The sequence below is a fragment of the Pseudomonas sp. FP603 genome (assembly GCF_030687415.1).
Taxonomy (GTDB): domain Bacteria; phylum Pseudomonadota; class Gammaproteobacteria; order Pseudomonadales; family Pseudomonadaceae; genus Aquipseudomonas; species Aquipseudomonas wuhanensis.
Genome location: NZ_CP117431.1, coordinates 4,417,642 through 4,436,926, shown reverse-complemented (window position 1 = coordinate 4,436,926; position 19,285 = coordinate 4,417,642). Strand labels below are relative to the sequence as shown.

General features: G+C 57.2%; 25 protein-coding genes. 18 read left to right on the top strand and 7 right to left on the bottom strand.

Annotation, left to right across the window (positions count from 1 at the left end; translation table 11 throughout):
• Positions 1-142: 142 nt before the first annotated feature.
• On the top strand, positions 143-652 hold the full coding sequence (locus PSH65_RS20410; RefSeq protein WP_305422073.1) for a hypothetical protein: 510 nt from the start codon (positions 143-145) through the stop codon (positions 650-652).
• Between the two features lie 214 nt (positions 653-866).
• Positions 867-1,322, top strand: coding sequence for a DUF2214 family protein (locus PSH65_RS20405; RefSeq protein ID WP_305422072.1), 456 nt, complete (start codon positions 867-869; stop codon positions 1,320-1,322).
• Between the two features lie 193 nt (positions 1,323-1,515).
• Here PSH65_RS20405 and csrA read toward each other — a convergent pair whose 3' ends face one another.
• On the bottom strand, positions 1,516-1,710 hold the full coding sequence (gene csrA / locus PSH65_RS20400) for a carbon storage regulator CsrA (protein WP_007905913.1): 195 nt from the start codon (positions 1,708-1,710) through the stop codon (positions 1,516-1,518).
• Between the two features lie 249 nt (positions 1,711-1,959).
• Between csrA and PSH65_RS20395 the strand changes: the two genes are divergently transcribed.
• A complete protein-coding gene (locus tag PSH65_RS20395) occupies positions 1,960-2,325 on the top strand; it encodes an SPOR domain-containing protein (RefSeq protein ID WP_305422070.1) in 366 nt (121 codons plus the stop codon).
• Between the two features lie 73 nt (positions 2,326-2,398).
• On the opposite strand, the gene PSH65_RS20390 is transcribed toward PSH65_RS20395, so the two are convergent.
• The 3 genes from PSH65_RS20390 to PSH65_RS20380 form a co-directional block, all read right to left on the bottom strand.
• The gene (locus PSH65_RS20390; protein ID WP_305422069.1) at positions 2,399-3,088 is read right to left on the bottom strand and encodes an endonuclease I family protein; all 690 of its coding nucleotides are present in this window, start codon (positions 3,086-3,088) and stop codon (positions 2,399-2,401) included.
• A gap of 4 nt (positions 3,089-3,092) precedes the next feature.
• On the bottom strand, positions 3,093-3,383 hold the full coding sequence (locus PSH65_RS20385; RefSeq protein ID WP_305422067.1) for a DUF1654 domain-containing protein: 291 nt from the start codon (positions 3,381-3,383) through the stop codon (positions 3,093-3,095).
• Positions 3,384-3,546: 163 nt separating this feature from the next.
• A complete protein-coding gene (locus PSH65_RS20380) occupies positions 3,547-4,635 on the bottom strand; it encodes an asparaginase (protein WP_305422066.1) in 1,089 nt (362 codons plus the stop codon).
• Between the two features lie 336 nt (positions 4,636-4,971).
• Between PSH65_RS20380 and PSH65_RS20375 the strand changes: the two genes are divergently transcribed.
• From PSH65_RS20375 to PSH65_RS20340, 8 genes are all read left to right on the top strand, one after another.
• The gene (locus tag PSH65_RS20375) at positions 4,972-5,424 is read left to right on the top strand and encodes a hypothetical protein (RefSeq protein ID WP_305422065.1); all 453 of its coding nucleotides are present in this window, start codon (positions 4,972-4,974) and stop codon (positions 5,422-5,424) included.
• A 181-nt stretch (positions 5,425-5,605) separates the two neighbouring features.
• On the top strand, positions 5,606-6,562 hold the full coding sequence (locus tag PSH65_RS20370; RefSeq protein ID WP_305422064.1) for a sugar ABC transporter substrate-binding protein: 957 nt from the start codon (positions 5,606-5,608) through the stop codon (positions 6,560-6,562).
• Positions 6,563-6,617: 55 nt separating this feature from the next.
• The gene (locus PSH65_RS20365; protein ID WP_305422063.1) at positions 6,618-8,171 is read left to right on the top strand and encodes a sugar ABC transporter ATP-binding protein; all 1,554 of its coding nucleotides are present in this window, start codon (positions 6,618-6,620) and stop codon (positions 8,169-8,171) included.
• A complete protein-coding gene (locus PSH65_RS20360) occupies positions 8,168-9,145 on the top strand; it encodes an ABC transporter permease (RefSeq protein WP_007905898.1) in 978 nt (325 codons plus the stop codon). Before PSH65_RS20365 ends, PSH65_RS20360 begins: the two co-directional genes overlap by 4 nt.
• Before the next feature lie 3 nt (positions 9,146-9,148).
• Complete coding sequence (locus PSH65_RS20355) at positions 9,149-10,168, top strand: LacI family DNA-binding transcriptional regulator (protein WP_305422061.1); 1,020 nt, start codon at positions 9,149-9,151, stop codon at positions 10,166-10,168.
• A gap of 59 nt (positions 10,169-10,227) precedes the next feature.
• A complete protein-coding gene (rbsK, locus tag PSH65_RS20350; RefSeq protein WP_305422059.1) occupies positions 10,228-11,145 on the top strand; it encodes a ribokinase in 918 nt (305 codons plus the stop codon).
• Positions 11,142-11,546: a D-ribose pyranase gene (gene rbsD, locus PSH65_RS20345; RefSeq protein ID WP_305422058.1), complete on the top strand. Its 405-nt coding sequence runs from the start codon at positions 11,142-11,144 to the stop codon at positions 11,544-11,546. Before rbsK ends, rbsD begins: the two co-directional genes overlap by 4 nt.
• 33 nt (positions 11,547-11,579) lie before the next feature.
• On the top strand, positions 11,580-12,608 hold the full coding sequence (locus PSH65_RS20340; protein ID WP_305422057.1) for a nucleoside hydrolase: 1,029 nt from the start codon (positions 11,580-11,582) through the stop codon (positions 12,606-12,608).
• A 39-nt stretch (positions 12,609-12,647) separates the two neighbouring features.
• Here PSH65_RS20340 and PSH65_RS20335 read toward each other — a convergent pair whose 3' ends face one another.
• A complete protein-coding gene (locus PSH65_RS20335; RefSeq protein ID WP_305422055.1) occupies positions 12,648-12,854 on the bottom strand; it encodes a hypothetical protein in 207 nt (68 codons plus the stop codon).
• A 131-nt stretch (positions 12,855-12,985) separates the two neighbouring features.
• Between PSH65_RS20335 and PSH65_RS20330 the strand changes: the two genes are divergently transcribed.
• Positions 12,986-13,291, top strand: coding sequence for a hypothetical protein (locus tag PSH65_RS20330; RefSeq protein WP_305422053.1), 306 nt, complete (start codon positions 12,986-12,988; stop codon positions 13,289-13,291).
• Between the two features lie 165 nt (positions 13,292-13,456).
• Complete coding sequence (locus PSH65_RS20325; RefSeq protein ID WP_305422052.1) at positions 13,457-13,774, top strand: I78 family peptidase inhibitor; 318 nt, start codon at positions 13,457-13,459, stop codon at positions 13,772-13,774.
• Between the two features lie 72 nt (positions 13,775-13,846).
• Here the strand turns inward: PSH65_RS20325 and PSH65_RS20320 are convergent, their stop codons facing one another.
• Both PSH65_RS20320 and PSH65_RS20315 read right to left on the bottom strand, forming a co-directional pair.
• On the bottom strand, positions 13,847-14,059 hold the full coding sequence (locus PSH65_RS20320; RefSeq protein ID WP_007905882.1) for a cold-shock protein: 213 nt from the start codon (positions 14,057-14,059) through the stop codon (positions 13,847-13,849).
• A gap of 290 nt (positions 14,060-14,349) precedes the next feature.
• Positions 14,350-14,652, bottom strand: a complete 303-nt coding sequence (locus PSH65_RS20315) for a hypothetical protein (protein WP_305422050.1) — start codon at positions 14,650-14,652, stop codon at positions 14,350-14,352.
• A 374-nt stretch (positions 14,653-15,026) separates the two neighbouring features.
• Here PSH65_RS20315 and thrS point away from each other — a divergent pair, with 374 nt between their 5' ends.
• From thrS to pheS, 5 genes are all read left to right on the top strand, one after another.
• Positions 15,027-16,949, top strand: coding sequence for a threonine--tRNA ligase (gene thrS, locus PSH65_RS20310; RefSeq protein ID WP_123498780.1), 1,923 nt, complete (start codon positions 15,027-15,029; stop codon positions 16,947-16,949).
• Positions 16,949-17,500 carry a translation initiation factor IF-3 gene (gene infC / locus PSH65_RS20305; RefSeq protein ID WP_169857083.1) on the top strand — a complete coding sequence of 184 codons (552 nt, stop codon included), beginning with the start codon at positions 16,949-16,951 and terminating at the stop codon, positions 17,498-17,500. Before thrS ends, infC begins: the two co-directional genes overlap by 1 nt.
• Positions 17,501-17,560: 60 nt before the next feature.
• Positions 17,561-17,755, top strand: coding sequence for a 50S ribosomal protein L35 (gene rpmI / locus PSH65_RS20300; RefSeq protein ID WP_002553160.1), 195 nt, complete (start codon positions 17,561-17,563; stop codon positions 17,753-17,755).
• A gap of 28 nt (positions 17,756-17,783) precedes the next feature.
• Entirely contained in the window at positions 17,784-18,140 is a 357-nt protein-coding gene (gene rplT, locus PSH65_RS20295) for a 50S ribosomal protein L20 (protein ID WP_007905879.1), read from the top strand.
• Between the two features lie 109 nt (positions 18,141-18,249).
• Positions 18,250-19,266, top strand: coding sequence for a phenylalanine--tRNA ligase subunit alpha (pheS, locus tag PSH65_RS20290; RefSeq protein WP_007905876.1), 1,017 nt, complete (start codon positions 18,250-18,252; stop codon positions 19,264-19,266).
• The last annotated feature ends 19 nt before the right edge of the window (positions 19,267-19,285 follow it).

Below are 19,285 nucleotides of genomic sequence, written 5' to 3'. Positions count from 1 at the left end.
ATAACGACCAATAAAACTACGGGAAGCAATGTGCATTGTTCGATAACTGCACATTGCCTGCCCGTTGGTCGTTGACCTTTGAACTGTGTGGCGCCGAATCGGTCAATTACTTCGTGCAATATCAACCTCACGGAACCCACCCATGTTATTAAAAAATAAAAGTTTTGCAGCTGTCATGTCGTGCGTGATGATGCTTGCAGCCGCCCCATTATTGCCCGCTGATCTGTCCATCATGAGTTCCGCCTACGCGAAAGATGGTGGTGGTGGTGGTGGTGGTGGTGGTGGTGGTGGTGGTAACGGCGGCGGTAGCGGCGGTGGCAATGGCGGCGGTAACGGTGGTGGTAACGGCGGTGGTCATGGTGGCAGCGGTAATTCAGGCCATTCTGGCGGTGTCAGCAGCAATGGCCGTGGCGCAGGCTTGAGCAGTGATCACGCAGGCAGGGCCGTTCGGGACCATGGTCTCAGCGGCAACCACTACGGTAGCGATCGTAACGGTGATCGTGGTCGTGGTTCAGTCACTTCGGGCATTGCTCATTCCAAGGATACGCGAGGGGTGGCGAAGGCCTCTGCCATTTCGGCCTCCAAGCCTGGCGATCACAACACGAAAGGGTTGAGTAACGCTCGCACTTCGACTTCAAAAAGAACGGATTAAGTCCAAAGTTCTCAAAAGCCGGGTATCCCTCAGGAGCCCGGCTTTTTTGTGCCCGCTGTGTGCCAATTGAGTCCGACGTTGAAACACCCGGCAAATCGGTCGCCCTGGCGGTGGTGATGTGCGGGTAATCAGCGGAACCAGGTGCGTAGGCAAATCTCCTCCGATGAACTACTACTGTAGGGCTGTTTAAACTTCATCTGTAAGGAGTATGTCGATGCTGGCTCACTGGTTTCTGGCGGCGATTCACCTCTTGGCCTTTGCGCTGGGCTTCTGGGCAGTACTGACCCGCGGTACAGCTTTACGTCGCCTGATTGCCGGGGCGGGGGAAGCGCGCAGCGTTTTGGTTGCGGATAATCTGTGGGGGATCTCTGCAGTCATTCTCTTGGTCACGGGGGGGGTGCGAGCCTTTGGCGGGTATGAAAAAGGCACTGATTACTATCTTCACCAACCGCTGTTTCATCTCAAGATGACGCTCTTCGTCTTTATCCTGTTGCTTGAAATTGCGCCGATGGTGGCGCTGATCAAATGGCGGATTGCGCTGGGGCGTGGGGCGGCGATCGATACCGGGCGCGCAACGCTGTTTGCCCGTATCAGTCATATCGAAGCGCTGCTGTTGGTGCTGATGGTCGTGGCCGCCACGGGCATGGCGCGTGGGATAACGTTTGGTTAGTCAGGAAGGAGGAAGCTCTTTTCTCGCAGTAAATCCGAAACGTCTGACAGTCATGGCATGAGAGGGGGCGCTAGTATCGGCTCCACGTTGCGACTGTGTCGCAGTGAGGTTGGGCGCAGAGCGATGCGGTGCTTGAATCTTTAGCCAGCCGATATTCGAGGCTGAATGGGCTGGCTACTGACCACAGCAGGATTCAGGGTGTTTGCGGTTTGTCTGGGGCGGTCAGGCCGGCCTGAATGCGTTGATAGATTTCTTCGCGATGCACCGCAACGTCTTTCGGGGCGTTGATGCCAATCCTGACTTGCTGGCCGCTAACGCCCAGAATGGTGATCGTTATGTTGTCACCGATGTTTATGCTTTCACCGACTTTGCGGGTGAGTATCAGCATGGTTTTCTCCTTGATTGCTTTGTAGGGCACCTGATTTGGACAGTGCAGAGGTCGGTATAGGTATAGATTAGTGCGAAGTCTCGCAGTTTGGGTGCCTCTTTCTGACGCGCAGATGCTGCATTAATTCCCAAGGCGTAACTATACAGAGGCCGCAACCATCATTCTCGTTGTTTTGCGCCCATTTTGCGGCGCTCGAACAGGATCCATGAGTGTTAAAATCGCCGCTTTCAGCATTCAGAGGGAAGCGTTGTGCGCAAAATGGCCTTGGTAATCGCAGTATTGACGTTGGTCGGGTGCGATGAGGGTAAGGGGGTTGACGCGCAAAAGCCCCAACCGACAGTCGCTTCCGCACCCGCGGCGACAACCGGTCCACAATGGGACGTCGAGGTGCGCGGCGAAACGCCCCAGGCGGTCAGCGACCTGAGCGGCTGGTTGATTGAGCATAGCTTCGTTTCCAGCGTCATCAGGGATAATGGGAAGGTTCGTATTCTGGTCGGGCCATTCAATTCGAAAGCCGAGGCCGAAGCCAAACAAGCTGAAGTGACGGCTGCGCTCACCCGGGCGAAAAAAAGGAACATCGAGGCGCTGGTCGTTGAGCACCCGACGGCCCAATAACACAAAAGCGACGGTTAGAAACGAAAAAGGCCTGGGGTGTAATGCCCCAGGCCTTTGTGTTTTCAGCAGTCGGTCAGCCGCAGGTTTTCATGTCCACCGGGCCGACAAATTCGTTGCCGCGCCCCATCACGCAAGCAACACTCTGATTGCGCTGACGTTCCCAAGTCTGTACCGGATAAGTCTTGTTCCAGGCTTCATACAGTTGCCGATCCTGTTTTGACAGGCGCAAGCCGTACTGCTTGCTCATGTAGAAGTAAGTCCGGGCGATCATGCCGCGAATGGAAGGGCGGGGCATGACCTTCTTCGCCTTGAAGTCGACCTGTGTCAGGCACGAACCGTATTGACCGGTTTGCACCGGCAACCAGCCGAAGCTGAAGTTGCTGCGATCGCCATTCACCTCGCCAATGCTTGGCACCAGATTGTGCAGATCGGCCTCGGCTTTCTGATAGGTCGGGTCGTACCGCGTGCAGTTTTTGCGCCCGCCTTGTTGCCAGCATTCGCGCTGATGACCGATCTGCCACGCCGGAACAATGTGTTCCCACTCGATGCGCGAGGCGCGTTTGGCGTTTTTGCGCGGCACATAACCGCAGGCGGCGAGGTCTACACGGTTACCGGTGTATTTGCAGCCGCAATAAAACTCGGTGGATTGCGGGGCGTACAACTTCCACGCGACTTTCTTGGCTTCGTTGAAGGTGCGTGGGGCGCCAGCCTGGGCGCCGAGGGTGATGAACAGCAGCAGTAAAGCAAACCAGCGGACACTCATTGACTCAGTCTTCCTTCGGCACAACCCAGAAAATCTGCACACCGCCATCGTCGCGATGGGCGAGGGTGACGTTGTCGTTCTCGTCGATTTCTTCGAGCAAGCGTTCCCACTCATCCACGGGTTCGTCCGGAAGACGGAAGATCAGTGCAGCTTTGGCTTTTTGGGCGGTGGGGGAATTGATGATTTTCTGAACGCGCATACCCAGGCGTTCATAGGCGTCAGGAGAGACAGAGGAAGTGGCCACGGAATTATCCTTATTAAGCTGTACGTGCATACAGTATTTAACTGTAAGCATTTTCGCAACTGCTTAAAATTCAAGAAAATCCTCTGACAGTGGTTTTTTCCGTTTGGTGTAGGACGGTGGGAAATTTTTTATCGGAAGAAGTCGTGAACCACTCGCCAGGGCTGGCGAGTGGTGATGGCGGTGCCCGACCGGGAACAGGTCGGGCGAGGGCGGATCAGTATTCCCAGAACATCCGTTGCAGCTCTTTGCTGTCGTTGGTCTTGGTCAACGCGACCATGGCCAGGATGCGGGCTTTTTGCGGGTTCAGGTCGTTAGCCACAACCCAGTCGTACTTGTCGTCAGGCTGTTCGGCGTTACGCAGTACGAAACCACCGGCGTTGACGTGGGAAGAACGAATGACTTGTACGCCGTCCTTGCGCAGGGCTTGCAGGGCCGGAACCACGCGGGACGAGACCGAGCCATTGCCGGTGCCGGCATGGATGATGGCTTTGGCGCCCGATTGAGCCAGGGCTTTGTAGGCGGTGTCGCTGACGTTGCCATAGGAATAGGCAATTTCCACGTCAGGAAGGCTCTTGATGGTTTTGATGTCGAATTCCGAGTCCATGGTATGGCGCTTGGCTGGCAGGCGGAACCAGTAGGATTTGCCTTCGACCACCATGCCCAGTGGGCCCCAGGCACTTTTGAATGCCTCGGTCTTGATGTTGACCATTTTGCTGACATCGCGGCCCGACTGGATTTCATCGTTCATGGTCACCAGTACGCCTTTGCCGCGCGCGTCTTTGCTGCTGGCCACGGCGACGGCGTTGTACAGGTTCAGCATGCCGTCGGCCGACATGGCGGTGCCTGGGCGCATGGAGCCGACGACGATGATCGGCTTGTCGGTTTTTTCCACCAGATTGAGGAAGAAAGCGGTTTCTTCCAGCGTGTCGGTGCCGTGGGTGATAACAATGCCATCGACGTCTTTGCTGTCGGCCAGCTCAGCCACGCGACGGCCCAGTTGCAGCAGGTTGTCGTTGGTGATGCTTTCGGACGCGATCTGCATGACCTGTTCGCCGCGAACGTTGGCCAATTGGCTCAGTTCCGGAACCCCTGCGATCAATTGTTCAATGCCGACTTTCGCCGCTTGATAGGTGGCGCTGTTGGCGGTGCTGGCGCCCGCGCCGGCAATGGTGCCGCCGGTGGCCAGGATCACCACGTTCGCCAGTTTCTGTTGGGTTTCGACTTCTTTTGCCTGAAGGGCGGTGGGCAGAAGCAATAGCAGGGCCAAAGCGCCCGGAATAAAAGTGTTGAAGGCAGATTTCATTATTGTTTTCTCTCGTAGTGAAACGTTGCGGATGCAGGTTCATCTAGACACGGCCCCAAGCAGATCTGAACGCTGGGGGTGTATGAGAAGAGCAGGATCTGTACCAGCCTGATACACCACAATGAGATCTTTTAACATGATGATTTTTATAGGAATTATTGAAACGTTCGGAAAAATATTCGTACTTGGTCGTCCGGGTTTCCGAACATGTGCAGCTTTTACGTTCGGCTCTCCGACCTTCATTGAGAAAGTCGCCTTGCAAAATCGGAAATCAGTGCTAAAGAAACCCCCGCGCAGGTCGATGCTCCTCTAAAGGGATCTTTTCCAGGAGTTCACATGTCATTTACTGTCGGTTTTCCAAATGCAGGCGCAATCATTATCGCGGGCAAGTCGCCGGCGACCATCAATGCCTTGAGTGAAGCGACGTCCGACGCCTCGGCCCAAGCGCTGGGCGAAGAGGAGGGGAGCGACAACCAAGTCAGAACCGGTGGTTCTGCGCAGACTCAAGGCGAAACCAAATCCGAAAAAAGCAGCAATCAAAGTATTGCGGTGCAGGTATTGCTCAAGCGCATGCAGGAACTGCAGCAGCAACTGCGCGAACAGCAGCAGCAATTGGCGGCCGCTCAGGCAGCGAATTATCCGACTCCGGAAGCCAAAGCCACCGCTGTCATGTCGATTCAGGGGCAAATCGCCGATACCAGCGGTGCGCTCGCGCAAGTGACTGGCAATCTTGTGAAAGAGCTGGCCAAGGGTTCCAGCAGTGGCAGCCTGGTCAGCACCACGGCGTGATGTAAAAGAGCCAGCCGAGAGACAGAACGGGCGTTGACAAATCTCGACAGGGTTCGCATAGTTCGGTCTACGCAAACGTTTGCGCGGTCACCTTGATGGCTGGATCCAGTGAGGGTCAGAGTCCCGCAGGTTACTCCAGCGCAAGCGTTGCTCAGAATAATCATAAGATCGGAGTGAACCCATGAAGCTGCCATTCGCTGGACGTCTTCTCGCTGTCGCTATGCTGGCGGCCGCATCCGCCGCTTTACCTGTCTCTTCGGTATTCGCCGAAACCCCTGAAAAACCTAAAGTCGCACTGGTCATGAAATCCCTGGCCAACGAATTCTTCCTGACCATGGAAGACGGCGCCAAGGCCTACCAGAAAGACCATTCCGGCGACTTCGAGCTGATCTCCAACGGCATCAAGGACGAAACGGACACGGCCGGCCAGACGCGTATCGTCGAGCAAATGATTTTGTCCAAAGTCAACGCATTGGTCATCGCCCCGGCAGACTCCAAGGCCATGGTCCCGGTCATCAAGAAAGCAGTCGATGCCGGCATCACCGTGATCAACATCGATAACCAGTTGGACCCGGCCGTGGTCAAAAGCAAAAACATCACCGTTCCGTTCGTAGGCCCGGACAACCGCAAAGGCGCGCGTCTGGTGGGTGAGTACCTGGCCAAACAGCTGAAGGCCGGTGATGAAGTCGGCATCATTGAAGGCGTTTCCACCACCACCAACGCCCAGCAGCGCACGGCGGGCTTCAAGGATGCGATGGAGGCGGCGCAGATCAAAGTCGTGTCCCTGCAGTCCGGTGATTGGGAAATCGACAAGGGCGGCAAGGTTGCTTCGTCGATGCTCAGCGAATACCCGAACATCAAGGCCCTGTTGGCCGGCAACGACAGCATGGCCGTCGGCGCAGTATCTGCCGTGCGCGCGGCGGGCAAGGCCGGCAAGGTGCAAGTGGTCGGTTACGACAACATCAACGCCATCAAGCCAATGCTCAAGGATGGCCGCGTCCTGGCCACCGCCGACCAGTTTGCTGCCCGGCAAGCGGTGTTCGGCATCGAGACTGCGCTGAAAATCATCAAAGGCGAGACAGTCGATAGCGGCGTTAATGGCGTCATTGAAACTCCGGTAGAGCTGGTTACCAAGTAGTCCTTCTGGCGACACAACGGTGCTCGCCTCCTGGGGCGAGCACATGGAGAGTTTTATGTCTGTTTGCGCCCCGAACGCTGTCCTCTCGGTCAGCGGTATCGGTAAGACCTATGCCCAACCCGTCCTCACCGGTATCGACCTGACGCTGATGCGCGGCGAAGTGCTGGCGCTGACTGGCGAGAATGGTGCCGGCAAAAGCACGCTGTCGAAAATCATTGGCGGACTGGTGACGCCGACCACCGGCCATATGCAATTCCAGGGGCAGGATTACCGTCCTGGCAGCCGGAGCCAGGCCGAAGAGCTGGGCATCCGCATGGTCATGCAAGAACTCAATCTGTTGCCGACATTGTCGGTGGCGGAAAACCTGTTTCTTGACAACCTGCCTAGCCACGGTGGCTGGATCAGCCGCAAGCAATTGCGCAAGGCGGCGATCGAGGCCATGGCCCAGGTTGGCTTGGATGCCATCGATCCAGATACGTTGGTTGGCGAACTGGGTATCGGCCATCAGCAGATGGTGGAGATCGCCCGCAATCTGATCGGCGATTGCCACGTGCTGATTCTCGACGAGCCGACAGCAATGCTCACGGCCCGTGAAGTCGAAATGCTGTTCGAGCAGATCACTCGCCTGCAGGCTCGTGGCGTGTCGATCATCTACATTTCCCACCGCCTCGAAGAATTGGCTCGGGTGGCCCAGCGCATTGCGGTATTGCGCGACGGTAACCTGGTCTGTGTCGAGCCGATGGCCAATTACAACAGCGAGCAACTGGTCACCCTGATGGTCGGCCGTGAGTTGGGCGAACACATCGACATGGGACCGCGCAACATCGGCGTTCCGGCCTTGACGGTCAAAGGGTTGACCCGTTCCGACAAAGTCCGCGATGTGTCCTTCGAAGTGCGCGCCGGTGAAATTTTCGGAATTTCCGGTTTGATCGGGGCAGGGCGCACTGAGTTGCTGCGCCTGATCTTCGGCGCTGATACAGCCGATAGCGGCACGGTCGCGCTGGGTTCGCCGGCCCAGGTGGTGGATATTCGCTCGCCAGCCGACGCGGTTGGTCACGGCATCGCCCTGATCACCGAAGACCGCAAAGGCGAAGGCCTGCTGCTGACGCAATCGATCAGCGCCAACATTGCCTTGGGCAACATGCCGGTGATTTCCAGCGGCGGCTTCGTCAACAACGCTGACGAGATGTTCCTGGCCCAGCGTCAGATCGACGCCATGCGCATTCGCAGTTCAAGTCCGACGCAATTGGTCTCGGAACTGTCCGGCGGCAATCAGCAGAAAGTCGTGATCGGCCGCTGGCTCGAGCGCGACTGTTCGGTGATGCTGTTCGACGAGCCGACCCGTGGCATCGACGTCGGCGCCAAGTTCGATATCTACGCATTACTCGGTGAGTTGACCCGTCAGGGCAAAGCGCTGGTGGTGGTGTCCAGCGACCTGCGCGAACTGATGCTGATCTGCGATCGCATCGGTGTGCTGTCGGCAGGGCGTCTGATTGACACTTTCGAGCGTGACAGCTGGACCCAGGATGATTTGCTTGCCGCCGCTTTCGCCGGCTACCAAAAACGTGATGCGTTGCTCAACGAAGCAGCGCCTAGGGATCTTCCATGAATACTGCATCTTTGGCCGGCAAACGTAGTGGCAATTTTTACGGCCTTGGCACCTATCTGGGCCTGGCCGGTGCCTTGCTGGCGATGGTCGCGCTGTTCTCGGTGTTGAGCAGCCATTTCCTGTCTTACGACACCTTCAGCACCCTGGCCAACCAGATTCCCGATTTGATGGTGCTGGCGGTCGGCATGACGTTTGTGTTGATCATAGGTGGCATCGATTTGTCGGTGGGTTCGGTGCTGGCGCTCGCAGCCTCGGCGGTCAGCGTGGCGATTCTCGGTTGGGGCTGGAGCGTCTTGCCTGCGGCCTTGCTTGGTATGGCGGTAGCGGCATTGGCCGGGACTATCACCGGCTCGATCACCGTGGCGTGGCGGATTCCGTCGTTCATCGTGTCCCTCGGCGTGCTGGAGATGGCGCGGGGCCTGGCGTATCAGATGACCGGTTCGCGCACCGCCTACATCGGTGATGCCTTCGCCTGGCTGTCCAACCCGATCGCGTTCGGCATCTCGCCGTCATTCATCATTGCCTTGCTGATTATCTTCATCGCCCAGGCCGTGCTGACGCGTACAGTGTTCGGTCGTTACCTGATCGGCATCGGCACCAACGAAGAGGCGGTGCGTCTGGCGGGGATCAATCCGAAACCTTACAAGATCCTGGTCTTCAGTCTGATGGGGCTGCTGGCCGGTATCGCTGCGTTGTTTCAGATTTCTCGCCTGGAAGCGGCGGACCCGAACGCCGGCTCCGGCCTGGAGCTGCAGGTGATCGCCGCAGTGGTGATCGGCGGCACCAGCCTGATGGGTGGGCGCGGTTCGGTGATCAGCACCTTCTTCGGTGTACTGATCATCTCGGTACTGGCGGCTGGTCTGGCGCAGATCGGCGCGACCGAGCCAACCAAACGCATCATCACCGGTGCGGTTATCGTGGTGGCGGTGGTGCTTGATACTTATCGCAGTCAGCGCGCAAGCCGGCGGACCTGAGTCATGGCAACAATCAAGGATGTAGCGGCACTCGCGGGCATTTCCTATACCACGGTTTCCCACGTGGTGAACAAGACGCGGCCGGTCAGTGAGGAAGTACGGATCAAGGTCGAGGCAGCGATCAAAAGCCTCGACTACGTGCCCAGTGCCGTGGCTCGGTCATTGAAAGCGAAAACCACCGCGACCATCGGCCTGCTGGTACCTAATAGCCTCAACCCGTACTTCGCCGAGTTGGCCCGTGGCATCGAGGATTACTGCGAGCGCAACGGCTATTGCGTCATCCTCTGCAACTCCGACGACAACCCGGACAAGCAACGCAGCTACCTTCGCGTGTTGCTGGAAAAACGCATTGACGGCTTGATCGTTGCCTCGGCCGGGGGTGATAGCGGCCTGGCCGAAGGTCTGGCGGGTGTGCGTACCCCAATGGTGATCGTCGACCGTGGGCTCGAAGGTCTCGATGCCGACCTGGTACGCATCGATCACGAATATGGCGCCTATCTGGCGACCCGGCATTTGCTGGAGTTGGGGCACCGGGACATCGCCACGATTGGCGGGCCGGCGAGTACCAGCGTGGCGCAGATGCGTCTGGCCGGTTATTGCCGCGCCTTGAAAGAGGCGGGCGTCGAAGTGCCGCGCGAGCGCATGCTGGAAAGCGACTTCACCAGCACCGGCGGTTACAACGCCGCCGCGATCCTGTTGGAAAAGAACCCGCCCAGCGCGATCTTCGCCGGCAACGACATGATTGGCATCGGTGTGTTGCGCGCCGCTGCCGAGCGCAATATTCGTGTACCCACCGAGTTGTCGGTGATCGGCTTCGACGATATCCAGATGAGTCGATACGTCTATCCGGCGCTGACCACCGTGGGCCAGTCGATCCTGCAGCTTGGCGAGATGGCGGCTGAAGTGCTGTTGCGCAGGATTGCCACGCCGGATCTGGCGACCGATCAGCGCATCGTGACGCCCAGTATTGTCCTGCGCGAATCGACCGCGCCGCTGGCTGGTGTGTTTGCCCAATACCGCTGAAACGAAAGCACCGCTGAAACCAAAAGCACCGCAGAAACAGAATTGATGAGTAGTGATGTATGCCAGCAAAAGTAGTGGTAATAGGCAGCCTGAACATGGACCTGGTAACCCGGGCGCCACGGTTGCCCCGTGGTGGTGAAACGCTGATCGGCAAATCGTTTGCCACGGTTTCCGGCGGCAAGGGCGCGAACCAGGCTGTGGCTGCGGCGCGGCTGGGGGCGCAGGTGTCGATGGTCGGTTGTGTCGGCAGCGACGCCTATGGCGAAGCGTTGCGCGGGGCGTTGTTGGCCGAGCAGATCGATTGCCAGGCGGTCAGTACCGTCGAAGATTCCAGCGGTGTGGCGTTGATCGTGGTCGATGACAACAGTCAGAACGCGATCGTGATTGTTGCCGGTGCCAACGGTGCGCTGACGCCCGAAGTGATCGACCGTTTCGACGCGGTGTTACAAGCGGCGGATGTCATCATCTGTCAGCTGGAAGTGCCGGATGCCACAGTCGGCCATGCTCTGAAGCGCGGTCGTGAGCTGGGTAAAACCGTGATTCTCAATCCGGCGCCGGCCAGTCGCCCGCTGCCGGCGGATTGGTATGCAGCCATCGATTACCTGATACCCAACGAAAGCGAAGCCTCGGCCTTGAGCGGTTTGCCGGTGGACTCCCTGAGCACCGCCAAAACCGCCGCCACCCGCTTGATCGCCATGGGCGCCGGCAAAGTGATCATCACCCTGGGCTCTCAAGGATCACTGTTCGCCGATGGCACACGCTTCGAGCATTTCCCGGCAGCGAAAGTGAAGGCGGTCGATACCACTGCAGCCGGCGACACGTTCGTTGGTGGTTTCGCCGCGGCGCTGGCGGCCGGCAAAAGCGAGGCCGATGCGATCCGTTTCGGTCAGGTCGCCGCTGCGCTGTCGGTCACCCGGGCCGGCGCGCAACCTTCGATTCCCACCTTGTCCGACGTACAGGCGTTTAAAGCACCATGAAAAAGACTCCTTTGCTCAACGTCGCGCTGTCGCGGCTGATCGCCTCCCTGGGCCATGGCGATACGGTCGTGATCGGCGATGCCGGCCTGCCGGTTCCGCCCGGCGTCGAATTGATCGACCTGGCCTTGACCCACGGCATTCCGGATTTCGTCAGTACCTTGAAGGTCGTGCTCAGCGAAATGCAGGTCGAAAGCCATGTGCTGGCCCATGAGATTCTGGACAAGAAACCGTCGGCCTTGAGCGCGCTGGATGAACTGAATGCCGAAGGTGCGCTGGGTCGACGCGAACTGCTCAGTCATGACCAATTCAAAGCACTCAGCCGACAAGCACGGGCGATTATTCGTACAGGCGAATGTCAGCCGTACTGCAACATCGTGCTGGTGGCTGGAGTAACGTTTTAACTGTCCGTTCTTCCCACGCACAAGGAGTGCGCTATGCACCGCTATGCTCAGAAACTGCACCACCTGCTCCGGAGTCTGCTGCTTTTGTCCCTGATTACCGCAACAAGCGCCCAAGCGGCGGAGAAGATCGACTTGATCATCGACACCGATCCGGGTGCCGATGACGTGGTCGCCTTGCTGTTTGCCCTGGCATCGCCCGAAGAGCTGAATATTCGTGCGCTGACCACCGTTGCTGGCAACGTGCGTCTGGACAAGACCTCGCGTAATGCGCGTCTGGCCCGTGAGTGGGCAGGGCGCGAGGAGGTGCCAGTTTACGCGGGTGCACCGAAACCCATGATGCGCACGCCGATCTATGCCGAGAACATCCACGGCAAGGAAGGCTTGTCGGGTGTCACGGTGCACGAGCCGAAGAAAGGCCTGGCCGAAGGCAATGCGGTCAACTATCTGATCGACACCCTGAAGGCCGCCAAACCCCACAGCATCACCATCGCCATGCTCGGCCCGCAAACCAACCTGGCCCTGGCGCTGATCCAGGAGCCTGAAATCGTTCAGGGCATCAAGGAAGTGGTGATCATGGGTGGTGCGCACTTCAACGGCGGCAACATCACCCCGGTGGCCGAATTCAACCTGTTCGCCGACCCTCAGGCCGCGGAAGTAGTGCTGAAAAGTGGCGTCAAGCTGACTTACTTGCCGCTGGACGTGACCCACAAGATCCTGACCAGTGACGCGCGCCTGAAGCAAATCGCCGCATTGGACAATAATGCCAGCAAGCTGGTGGGCGATATTCTCAACGAATACGTCAAAGGTGACATGGAGCACTACGGCATTCCGGGTGGCCCGGTGCATGACGCCACAGTCATCGCTTACCTGCTCAAGCCAGAGTTGTTCACAGGGCGTTCGGTCAACGTAGTGGTTGATAGCCGTGAAGGGCCGACCTTCGGCCAGACCATCGTCGACTGGTATGACGGTCTGAAAGCACCGAAAAATGCCTTCTGGGTTGAAAATGGCGACGCTCAGGGCTTCTTCGACCTGCTGACTCAGCGTCTGGCTCGCTTGAAGTAAGTCATAGGCCCGCAGGTGCCAGCCTGCGGGTTTTTACGTTCACTCGCTATCTGTCAGGCCCATATAATCGGCAGGGTACCTCTCGAGAACCTGAGTGATGAAGGTCTGAGCGGCCTGCGTCCCCAATTCCTTGACCAGCAAATCGATACCAATGATTGCCAACTCTTCCGGGCTGCCCGGGCTGTAAGAGCTGTGACCCTGTGGCCACTTGATTGTGATATTGGCATCGATGCTTACGGTGGTCATGATGGCGCTCGTGAAATCAGGATGTCTGAGTGTCGAGTTAACCATTTTGCGCGGCGTTTGGCACTCCGACTTAGGCATGAGGGGAGGGCTATGCGACACTTGGTCTTTGATGAATTTTCAAGGACCGTGCTGTGCAGATCGATTTGAACATTCCTGACGGCTTGACCCTCGAAGCGGTGCGTCAGCTGCTGGCTTCTGCCAGCGACGATGAACACACCCAGCTGCGGGTCACCAAGGGCGGCATCGCCTACATTTCGTCGGGCATTGTGGGCGGCACGGACATCGACGGGCTGCTGTTTCGCCTGGAGACCTGGGCCAAGGGGTCCGGTTATGTCGGAATGGTCGCGGCCAGCGACGAGGTCTGGGTCATGCAGATTTTCAATGCGCTCAAGCAGAACTGGCCGAAACCGCCTTTCGACTACATCGACGTTTATTGAGCACCGTTCATATTCAGTCACGATTGAGTGATGAACGGCATGCCAATGCTCAGGCACACTCGACGCTGCCCGGATCGAGGGCGGGGCGATAGCGCCCGCCTTGAAACCAAACGCCAAAATGGCGGTCGCACGATCTCAGCTTAACTATTGAAAAAAGGAGGCTTCATGCCTTGGAAGCTCGCGTCATTGGGTACTTTGTTGGCCGCCACTCTGCTGGCCGGTTGCAGCAGTACGTCCACCGAGTCGGCAAAGGACCCTGTGGCGACCGACACTGGCCGCAGCCGTTGTGAGGCAAAGGCTGCCGAGTTCACGATTGGCAAAAAGGCTTCGCCCCAATTGCTGGAGCAGGCGCGTACCCGCGCAGGCGCGCAGAATGCCCGGTTCCTCAAGCCTGATGACATGGTGACCCTGGAATACCGCTCCGATCGTCTGAACCTGAACACCGACAACAACCTGATGGTCACCCGCGTCAACTGCGGCTGATCGCTCCAGGCTTTTGCTTCGCCCATAAAAAACCCCGTCACATGGACGGGGTTTTTTTAGTGCGGCTGAAAATTACTCAGCGCGGACTTGTGCAGCTTGCATACCCTTTTGGCCTTTCTCAGCCACGAAGGAAACGGTCTGGCCTTCTTTCAGGCTTTTGAAACCGTCGCTTTCGATAGCTTTGAAGTGTACGAACAGGTCGTCACCGCCACCTTGAGGAGTGATGAAGCCGAAGCCTTTTTCATCGTTGAACCATTTAACGGTGCCGGTTTGGCGATTAGACATGGTGTATCTCCAAGAAACATATATTTTCAGTAGTACTGTGCTGCTCAGGCCAACTGGGCACACCGGAGTATCATAGTCGAAATGTTCGCTTTGGGAGCCCCCCGGGTGTGCTGTTTGCCCTACAGTCGCGTTTGCTTTGTTGCTTCGTGTGGCTGAAAGCCCCGGTTTAAAAGGCTTTCGGCCGAAAGTAAAGACAATAAAAAAAGCTGAAAAACCTGCATAAATCGTACGAAAAAGCTAAATTTCATCACTTTTTATCGGCGGTGAGCCGAGTCAAAAGGACTTTTTACTCACTTTTTCGCCGGTCCATTGGCCTTGCATTTAGCGATCTGACCCAGCGCTTTCTGTTGCAGTTCCGGGCTGGCCTTGTTATCCATCAGGGCCTGAATGTCGCTGGCCGGGTACGATTTGATCGCATCAGCGCCACATGCGCAGTGTGATTTGGCTGCCGCAGCGCCGATCTGCGGAGTGGCCGCCTGAGTGCACTGAGCCATGTACTTCTCGCGCTCGCCCTTTGGCCAATCGGCATGGGCAGCCAGCGGCAGCAACAGGACGACGGGTGCAACGATGGCGAATAAACGATTCAGACGCATGCTGAGATGCTCCTTTTGGGTCAATGTCTTGTTATCTGAGGGGTAAAGCAGGGTTCAAGTTCAGCACTCTGGCATAAAAATGCCTGATTTGCCCCAGCAGAAAACCTTGCCACCGCGACGACCGTTCATCTGTGCTAGCATGCCTCGCTCGGGCGTTTGCAGGCTCCGGATGACCTTCAGTCCCGGTAGCGGCAGAGGCTCGAATAACCCTGATTTGAATCCCAGTCACTCTGGTTCGGTTTTCCGGTTGGCCGCAAGGCTCCTGCCGCTGTAAGGCAGGCGTTCGTTATTGAATGGCCTGGATCGGATCTTGTACTGGCTCATCCCAACCCACGTGACCTTTGGTAGGGGTCACCACTAGGAGAGGAGGCGCCATGCCAACTATTACTCTTCCCGACGGCAGTCAACGTTCATTCGATCACCCAGTTTCCGTAGCCGAGGTCGCCGCATCCATCGGTGCCGGTCTGGCCAAGGCCACCGTGGCCGGCAAAGTCGATGGCAAGCTGGTCGACGCCAGCGACATCATCGACAGCGATTCTTCGCTGCAAATCATTACGCCAAAGGATGAAGAGGGGCTGGAGATCATTCGCCACTCTTGCGCCCACCTGGTTGGCCACGCGGTCAAGCAGCTGTACCCGACGGCCAAGATGGTCATCGGTCCGGTCATCGACGAAGGCTTCTATTACGACATCGCCTTCGAGCGTCCTTTCACCCCGGACGACCTGGCCGCCATCGAACAGCGCATGCAGCAGCTGATCGAGAAAGATTACGACGTGATCAAGAAAGTCACTCCGCGCGCCGAAGTGATCGAAGTGTTCAAGGCCCGCGGCGAAGACTACAAGCTGCGTCTGGTCGAAGACATGCCGAACGAGCAGGCCATGGGCCTGTACTATCACGAAGAATACGTCGACATGTGCCGCGGTCCGCACGTGCCGAACACGCGCTTCCTGAAATCCTTCAAGCTGACCAAGCTGTCCGGCGCCTACTGGCGTGGCGATGCCAAGAACGAGCAATTGCAGCGCGTTTACGGCACCGCATGGGCGGACAAGAAGCAGCTGGCGGCTTACATCCAGCGCATCGAAGAAGCTGAAAAGCGCGATCACCGCAAGATCGGCAAGCGTCTGGGCCTGTTCCACACCCAGGAAGAGTCGCCGGGCATGGTGTTCTGGCACCCGAATGGCTGGACTCTGTACCAGGTGCTCGAGCAATACATGCGCAAGGTTCAGCGCGACAACGGTTATCTGGAGATCAAGACTCCGCAAGTCGTTGATCGCAGCCTGTGGGAGAAATCCGGGCACTGGGCCAACTACGCCGACAACATGTTCACCACTCAGTCGGAAAACCGCGACTACGCCATCAAGCCGATGAACTGCCCGTGCCACGTGCAGGTGTTCAATCAGGGCCTGAAAAGCTACCGCGAGCTGCCGATGCGCCTGGCCGAGTTCGGTGCCTGCCACCGTAACGAGCCGTCGGGTGCACTGCACGGCATCATGCGCGTTCGTGCCTTCACTCAGGACGATGCTCACATCTTCTGTACTGAAGAGCAGATGCAGGCCGAGTCCGCAGCGTTCATCAAGCTGACCATGGACGTTTACGCCGACTTTGGCTTCAAAGACGTCGAGATGAAGCTGTCCACTCGTCCGGAAAAACGCGTCGGTTCCGACGAGCTGTGGGATCGCGCCGAAGCGGCACTGGCTGCAGCCCTTGATAGCGCTGGCTTGCCGTACGATCTGCAACCAGGCGAAGGTGCGTTCTACGGTCCGAAGATCGAGTTTTCGCTGAAAGATTGCCTCGGCCGTGTCTGGCAATGTGGTACCCTTCAGCTCGATTTTAATCTGCCTGTCCGTCTGGGAGCCGAATACGTCTCCGAAGACAACAGTCGCAAGCACCCGGTTATGTTGCACCGGGCGATCCTGGGCTCCTTCGAACGTTTCGTCGGAATCCTGATCGAGCACTACGAGGGTGCATTCCCCGCGTGGCTGGCTCCGACCCAGGCAGTGATCATGAATATCACTGATAAACAGGCTGATTTTGCCGCTGAGGTTGAAAAAACCCTCAATGAAAGCGGATTTCGTGCCAAGTCTGACTTGAGAAATGAAAAGATCGGCTTTAAAATCCGCGAGCATACTTTGCTCAAGGTTCCCTATCTCTTGGTTATCGGAGATCGGGAAGTCGAGATGCAGACTGTCGCTGTGCGTACTCGTGAAGGTGCTGACCTGGGCTCGATGCCCGTCGCCCAGTTCGCTGAGTTTCTCGCGCAAGCGGTTTCCCGGCGTGGTCGCCCAGATTCGGAGTAATTACTATTAAGCGTGAAATGAGACAAGATAAACGAGCTGCACCGAAAGCCCCGATCAACGAGAATATCTCGGCACGCGAGGTTCGGTTAATTGGGGCTGAAGGTGAACAGCTTGGGATTGTGTCAATTGAAGACGCGCTTCTTAAGGCTGAAGAGGCCAAACTGGATTTGGTGGAAATTTCCGCCGATGCAGTACCCCCTGTTTGCAAACTGATGGACTACGGCAAATCGATCTTCGAGAAGAAGAAGCAGATTGCCGCGGCCAAGAAAAACCAGAAGCAGATTCAGGTTAAAGAAATCAAGTTTCGTCCAGGGACGGAGGAAGGGGATTACCAGGTAAAACTGCGCAACCTGGTACGTTTCCTGAGTGATGGGGACAGGGCCAAGGTATCCTTGCGATTCCGCGGCCGTGAGATGGCCCACCAGGAGCTGGGGATGGAACTCCTCAAGCGAGTTGAAGGTGACTTGCTCGAGTACGGTTCGGTCGAACAGCATCCTAAGATGGAAGGACGCCAGCTGATCATGGTCATCGCCCCGAAAAAGAAGAAGTAATCAATAGGGCACGGCAGGCCTTCTGATTATGTTTATCAACTGAATGCGGAGTATCCGAACATGCCAAAAATGAAAACTAAAAGTGGTGCTGCTAAGCGGTTTTTGAAAACTGCTAACGGTATCAAGCACAAGCACGCTTTCAAGAGCCACATCCTGACTAAAATGTCGACCAAGCGTAAGCGTCAACTGCGCGGTAGCAGCTTGCTGCATCCGTCTGACGTGGCAAAAGTCGAGCGCATGCTGCGCCTTCGTTAATTTTAGTCAAGAATAGAGGAAGTAACTCATGGCTCGTGTAAAGCGTGGCGTCATTGCCCGTAAACGTCACAAAAAAATTCTGAAACTTGCTAAAGGCTACTACGGCGCTCGCTCGCGCGTATTCCGTGTTGCCAAGCAAGCGGTAATCAAGGCAGGCCAATACGCCTACCGTGACCGTCGTCAGAAAAAACGTCAGTTCCGCGCTCTGTGGATCGCTCGTATCAACGCTGGTGCACGTATCAACGGTCTGTCCTACAGCCGTTTCATCGCCGGCCTGAAAAAAGCGTCCATCGAGATCGACCGTAAGGTTCTGGCTGATCTGGCAGTGAACGAAAAAGCGGCGTTTGCTGCGATTGTCGAGAAAGCTAAAGCCACCTTGGCTTAAGTACCCCCGACAGTCACCCGGCCTCACCTCTGTGGGGCCAGGTGTTAAACGTCATAAATAGGGGAAGAGCCTTCAAGCTCTTCCCCTATTTTGTATCTGGAGTCTGTACATGGAAAACCTGGATGCGCTCGTCTCTCAAGCACTAGAGGCTGTGCAAAGCGCTGAAGATATCAATGCCCTGGAGCAAATCCGGGTTCACTACCTTGGCAAAAAGGGCGAATTGACTCAGGTGATGAAGACCCTGGGGAATTTGCCGGCAGAAGAGCGTCCGCAAGTCGGCGCGCTGATCAACGTTGCCAAGGAGCGTGTCACAGAGGTTCTCAATGCCCGCAAGGCACTGTTTGAAGAGGCCGACCTGGCCGCCAAACTGTCTGCCGAGTCCATTGACGTGACCCTGCCTGGCCGTGGCCAGACCTCCGGTGGTCTGCATCCGGTTACTCGCACTCTGGAACGTATCGAGCAGTTCTTCACCCATATCGGCTACGGCATTGCCGAAGGCCCTGAGGTCGAAGACGATTATCACAACTTCGAAGCGCTCAACATCCCAGGCCATCACCCGGCCCGGTCGATGCATGACACCTTCTATTTCAATGCCAACATGTTGCTGCGCACCCATACCTCGCCGGTACAGGTCCGCACCATGGAATCGAAACAGCCGCCGATCCGCATCGTCTGCCCAGGCCGTGTGTACCGTAGCGACTCCGATATCACTCACTCGCCGATGTTCCACCAGGTCGAAGGCCTGCTGGTCGACCGCGATATCAACTTCGCCGACCTGAAAGGGACCATCGAAGAGTTCCTGCGCGTGTTCTTCGAAAAAGAACTGGCCGTGCGTTTCCGCCCTTCGTACTTCCCGTTCACCGAGCCATCCGCTGAAGTCGACATGGAATGCGTGATGTGCAGCGGTAAAGGCTGCCGTGTCTGCAAGCAGACTGGCTGGCTGGAAGTCATGGGCTGCGGCATGGTTCACCCGAACGTGCTGCGCATGTCCGGGATCGACCCGGAAGAGTTTTCGGGCTTTGCCTTCGGCATGGGCGTTGAGCGTCTGGCCATGCTGCGTTACGGCGTGAACGACTTGCGTCTGTTCTTCGACAACGACTTGCGGTTCCTCGCGCAATTTCGCTAGTCGTAACGAATTCTTAGGA

What these genes read in the sequence shown, in the direction of transcription:
- PSH65_RS20410 (WP_305422073.1), top strand. Translation starts at nt 143, where the DNA reads ATGTTATTAAAAAATAAAAGTTTTGCAGCTGTCATGTCGTGCGTGATG.
- PSH65_RS20405 (WP_305422072.1), top strand. Translation starts at nt 867, where the DNA reads ATGCTGGCTCACTGGTTTCTGGCGGCGATTCACCTCTTGGCCTTTGCG.
- csrA (WP_007905913.1), bottom strand. Translation starts at nt 1,710, where the DNA reads ATGCTGATACTCACCCGCAAAGTCGGTGAAAGCATAAACATCGGTGAC.
- PSH65_RS20390 (WP_305422069.1), bottom strand. Translation starts at nt 3,088, where the DNA reads ATGAGTGTCCGCTGGTTTGCTTTACTGCTGCTGTTCATCACCCTCGGC.
- PSH65_RS20385 (WP_305422067.1), bottom strand. Translation starts at nt 3,383, where the DNA reads ATGCTTACAGTTAAATACTGTATGCACGTACAGCTTAATAAGGATAAT.
- PSH65_RS20380 (WP_305422066.1), bottom strand. Translation starts at nt 4,635, where the DNA reads ATGAAATCTGCCTTCAACACTTTTATTCCGGGCGCTTTGGCCCTGCTA.
- PSH65_RS20375 (WP_305422065.1), top strand. Translation starts at nt 4,972, where the DNA reads ATGTCATTTACTGTCGGTTTTCCAAATGCAGGCGCAATCATTATCGCG.
- PSH65_RS20370 (WP_305422064.1), top strand. Translation starts at nt 5,606, where the DNA reads ATGAAGCTGCCATTCGCTGGACGTCTTCTCGCTGTCGCTATGCTGGCG.
- PSH65_RS20365 (WP_305422063.1), top strand. Translation starts at nt 6,618, where the DNA reads ATGTCTGTTTGCGCCCCGAACGCTGTCCTCTCGGTCAGCGGTATCGGT.
- PSH65_RS20360 (WP_007905898.1), top strand. Translation starts at nt 8,168, where the DNA reads ATGAATACTGCATCTTTGGCCGGCAAACGTAGTGGCAATTTTTACGGC.
- PSH65_RS20355 (WP_305422061.1), top strand. Translation starts at nt 9,149, where the DNA reads ATGGCAACAATCAAGGATGTAGCGGCACTCGCGGGCATTTCCTATACC.
- rbsK (WP_305422059.1), top strand. Translation starts at nt 10,228, where the DNA reads ATGCCAGCAAAAGTAGTGGTAATAGGCAGCCTGAACATGGACCTGGTA.
- rbsD (WP_305422058.1), top strand. Translation starts at nt 11,142, where the DNA reads ATGAAAAAGACTCCTTTGCTCAACGTCGCGCTGTCGCGGCTGATCGCC.
- PSH65_RS20340 (WP_305422057.1), top strand. Translation starts at nt 11,580, where the DNA reads ATGCACCGCTATGCTCAGAAACTGCACCACCTGCTCCGGAGTCTGCTG.
- PSH65_RS20335 (WP_305422055.1), bottom strand. Translation starts at nt 12,854, where the DNA reads ATGACCACCGTAAGCATCGATGCCAATATCACAATCAAGTGGCCACAG.
- PSH65_RS20325 (WP_305422052.1), top strand. Translation starts at nt 13,457, where the DNA reads ATGCCTTGGAAGCTCGCGTCATTGGGTACTTTGTTGGCCGCCACTCTG.
- PSH65_RS20320 (WP_007905882.1), bottom strand. Translation starts at nt 14,059, where the DNA reads ATGTCTAATCGCCAAACCGGCACCGTTAAATGGTTCAACGATGAAAAA.
- PSH65_RS20315 (WP_305422050.1), bottom strand. Translation starts at nt 14,652, where the DNA reads ATGCGTCTGAATCGTTTATTCGCCATCGTTGCACCCGTCGTCCTGTTG.
- thrS (WP_123498780.1), top strand. Translation starts at nt 15,027, where the DNA reads ATGCCAACTATTACTCTTCCCGACGGCAGTCAACGTTCATTCGATCAC.
- rpmI (WP_002553160.1), top strand. Translation starts at nt 17,561, where the DNA reads ATGCCAAAAATGAAAACTAAAAGTGGTGCTGCTAAGCGGTTTTTGAAA.
- rplT (WP_007905879.1), top strand. Translation starts at nt 17,784, where the DNA reads ATGGCTCGTGTAAAGCGTGGCGTCATTGCCCGTAAACGTCACAAAAAA.
- pheS (WP_007905876.1), top strand. Translation starts at nt 18,250, where the DNA reads ATGGAAAACCTGGATGCGCTCGTCTCTCAAGCACTAGAGGCTGTGCAA.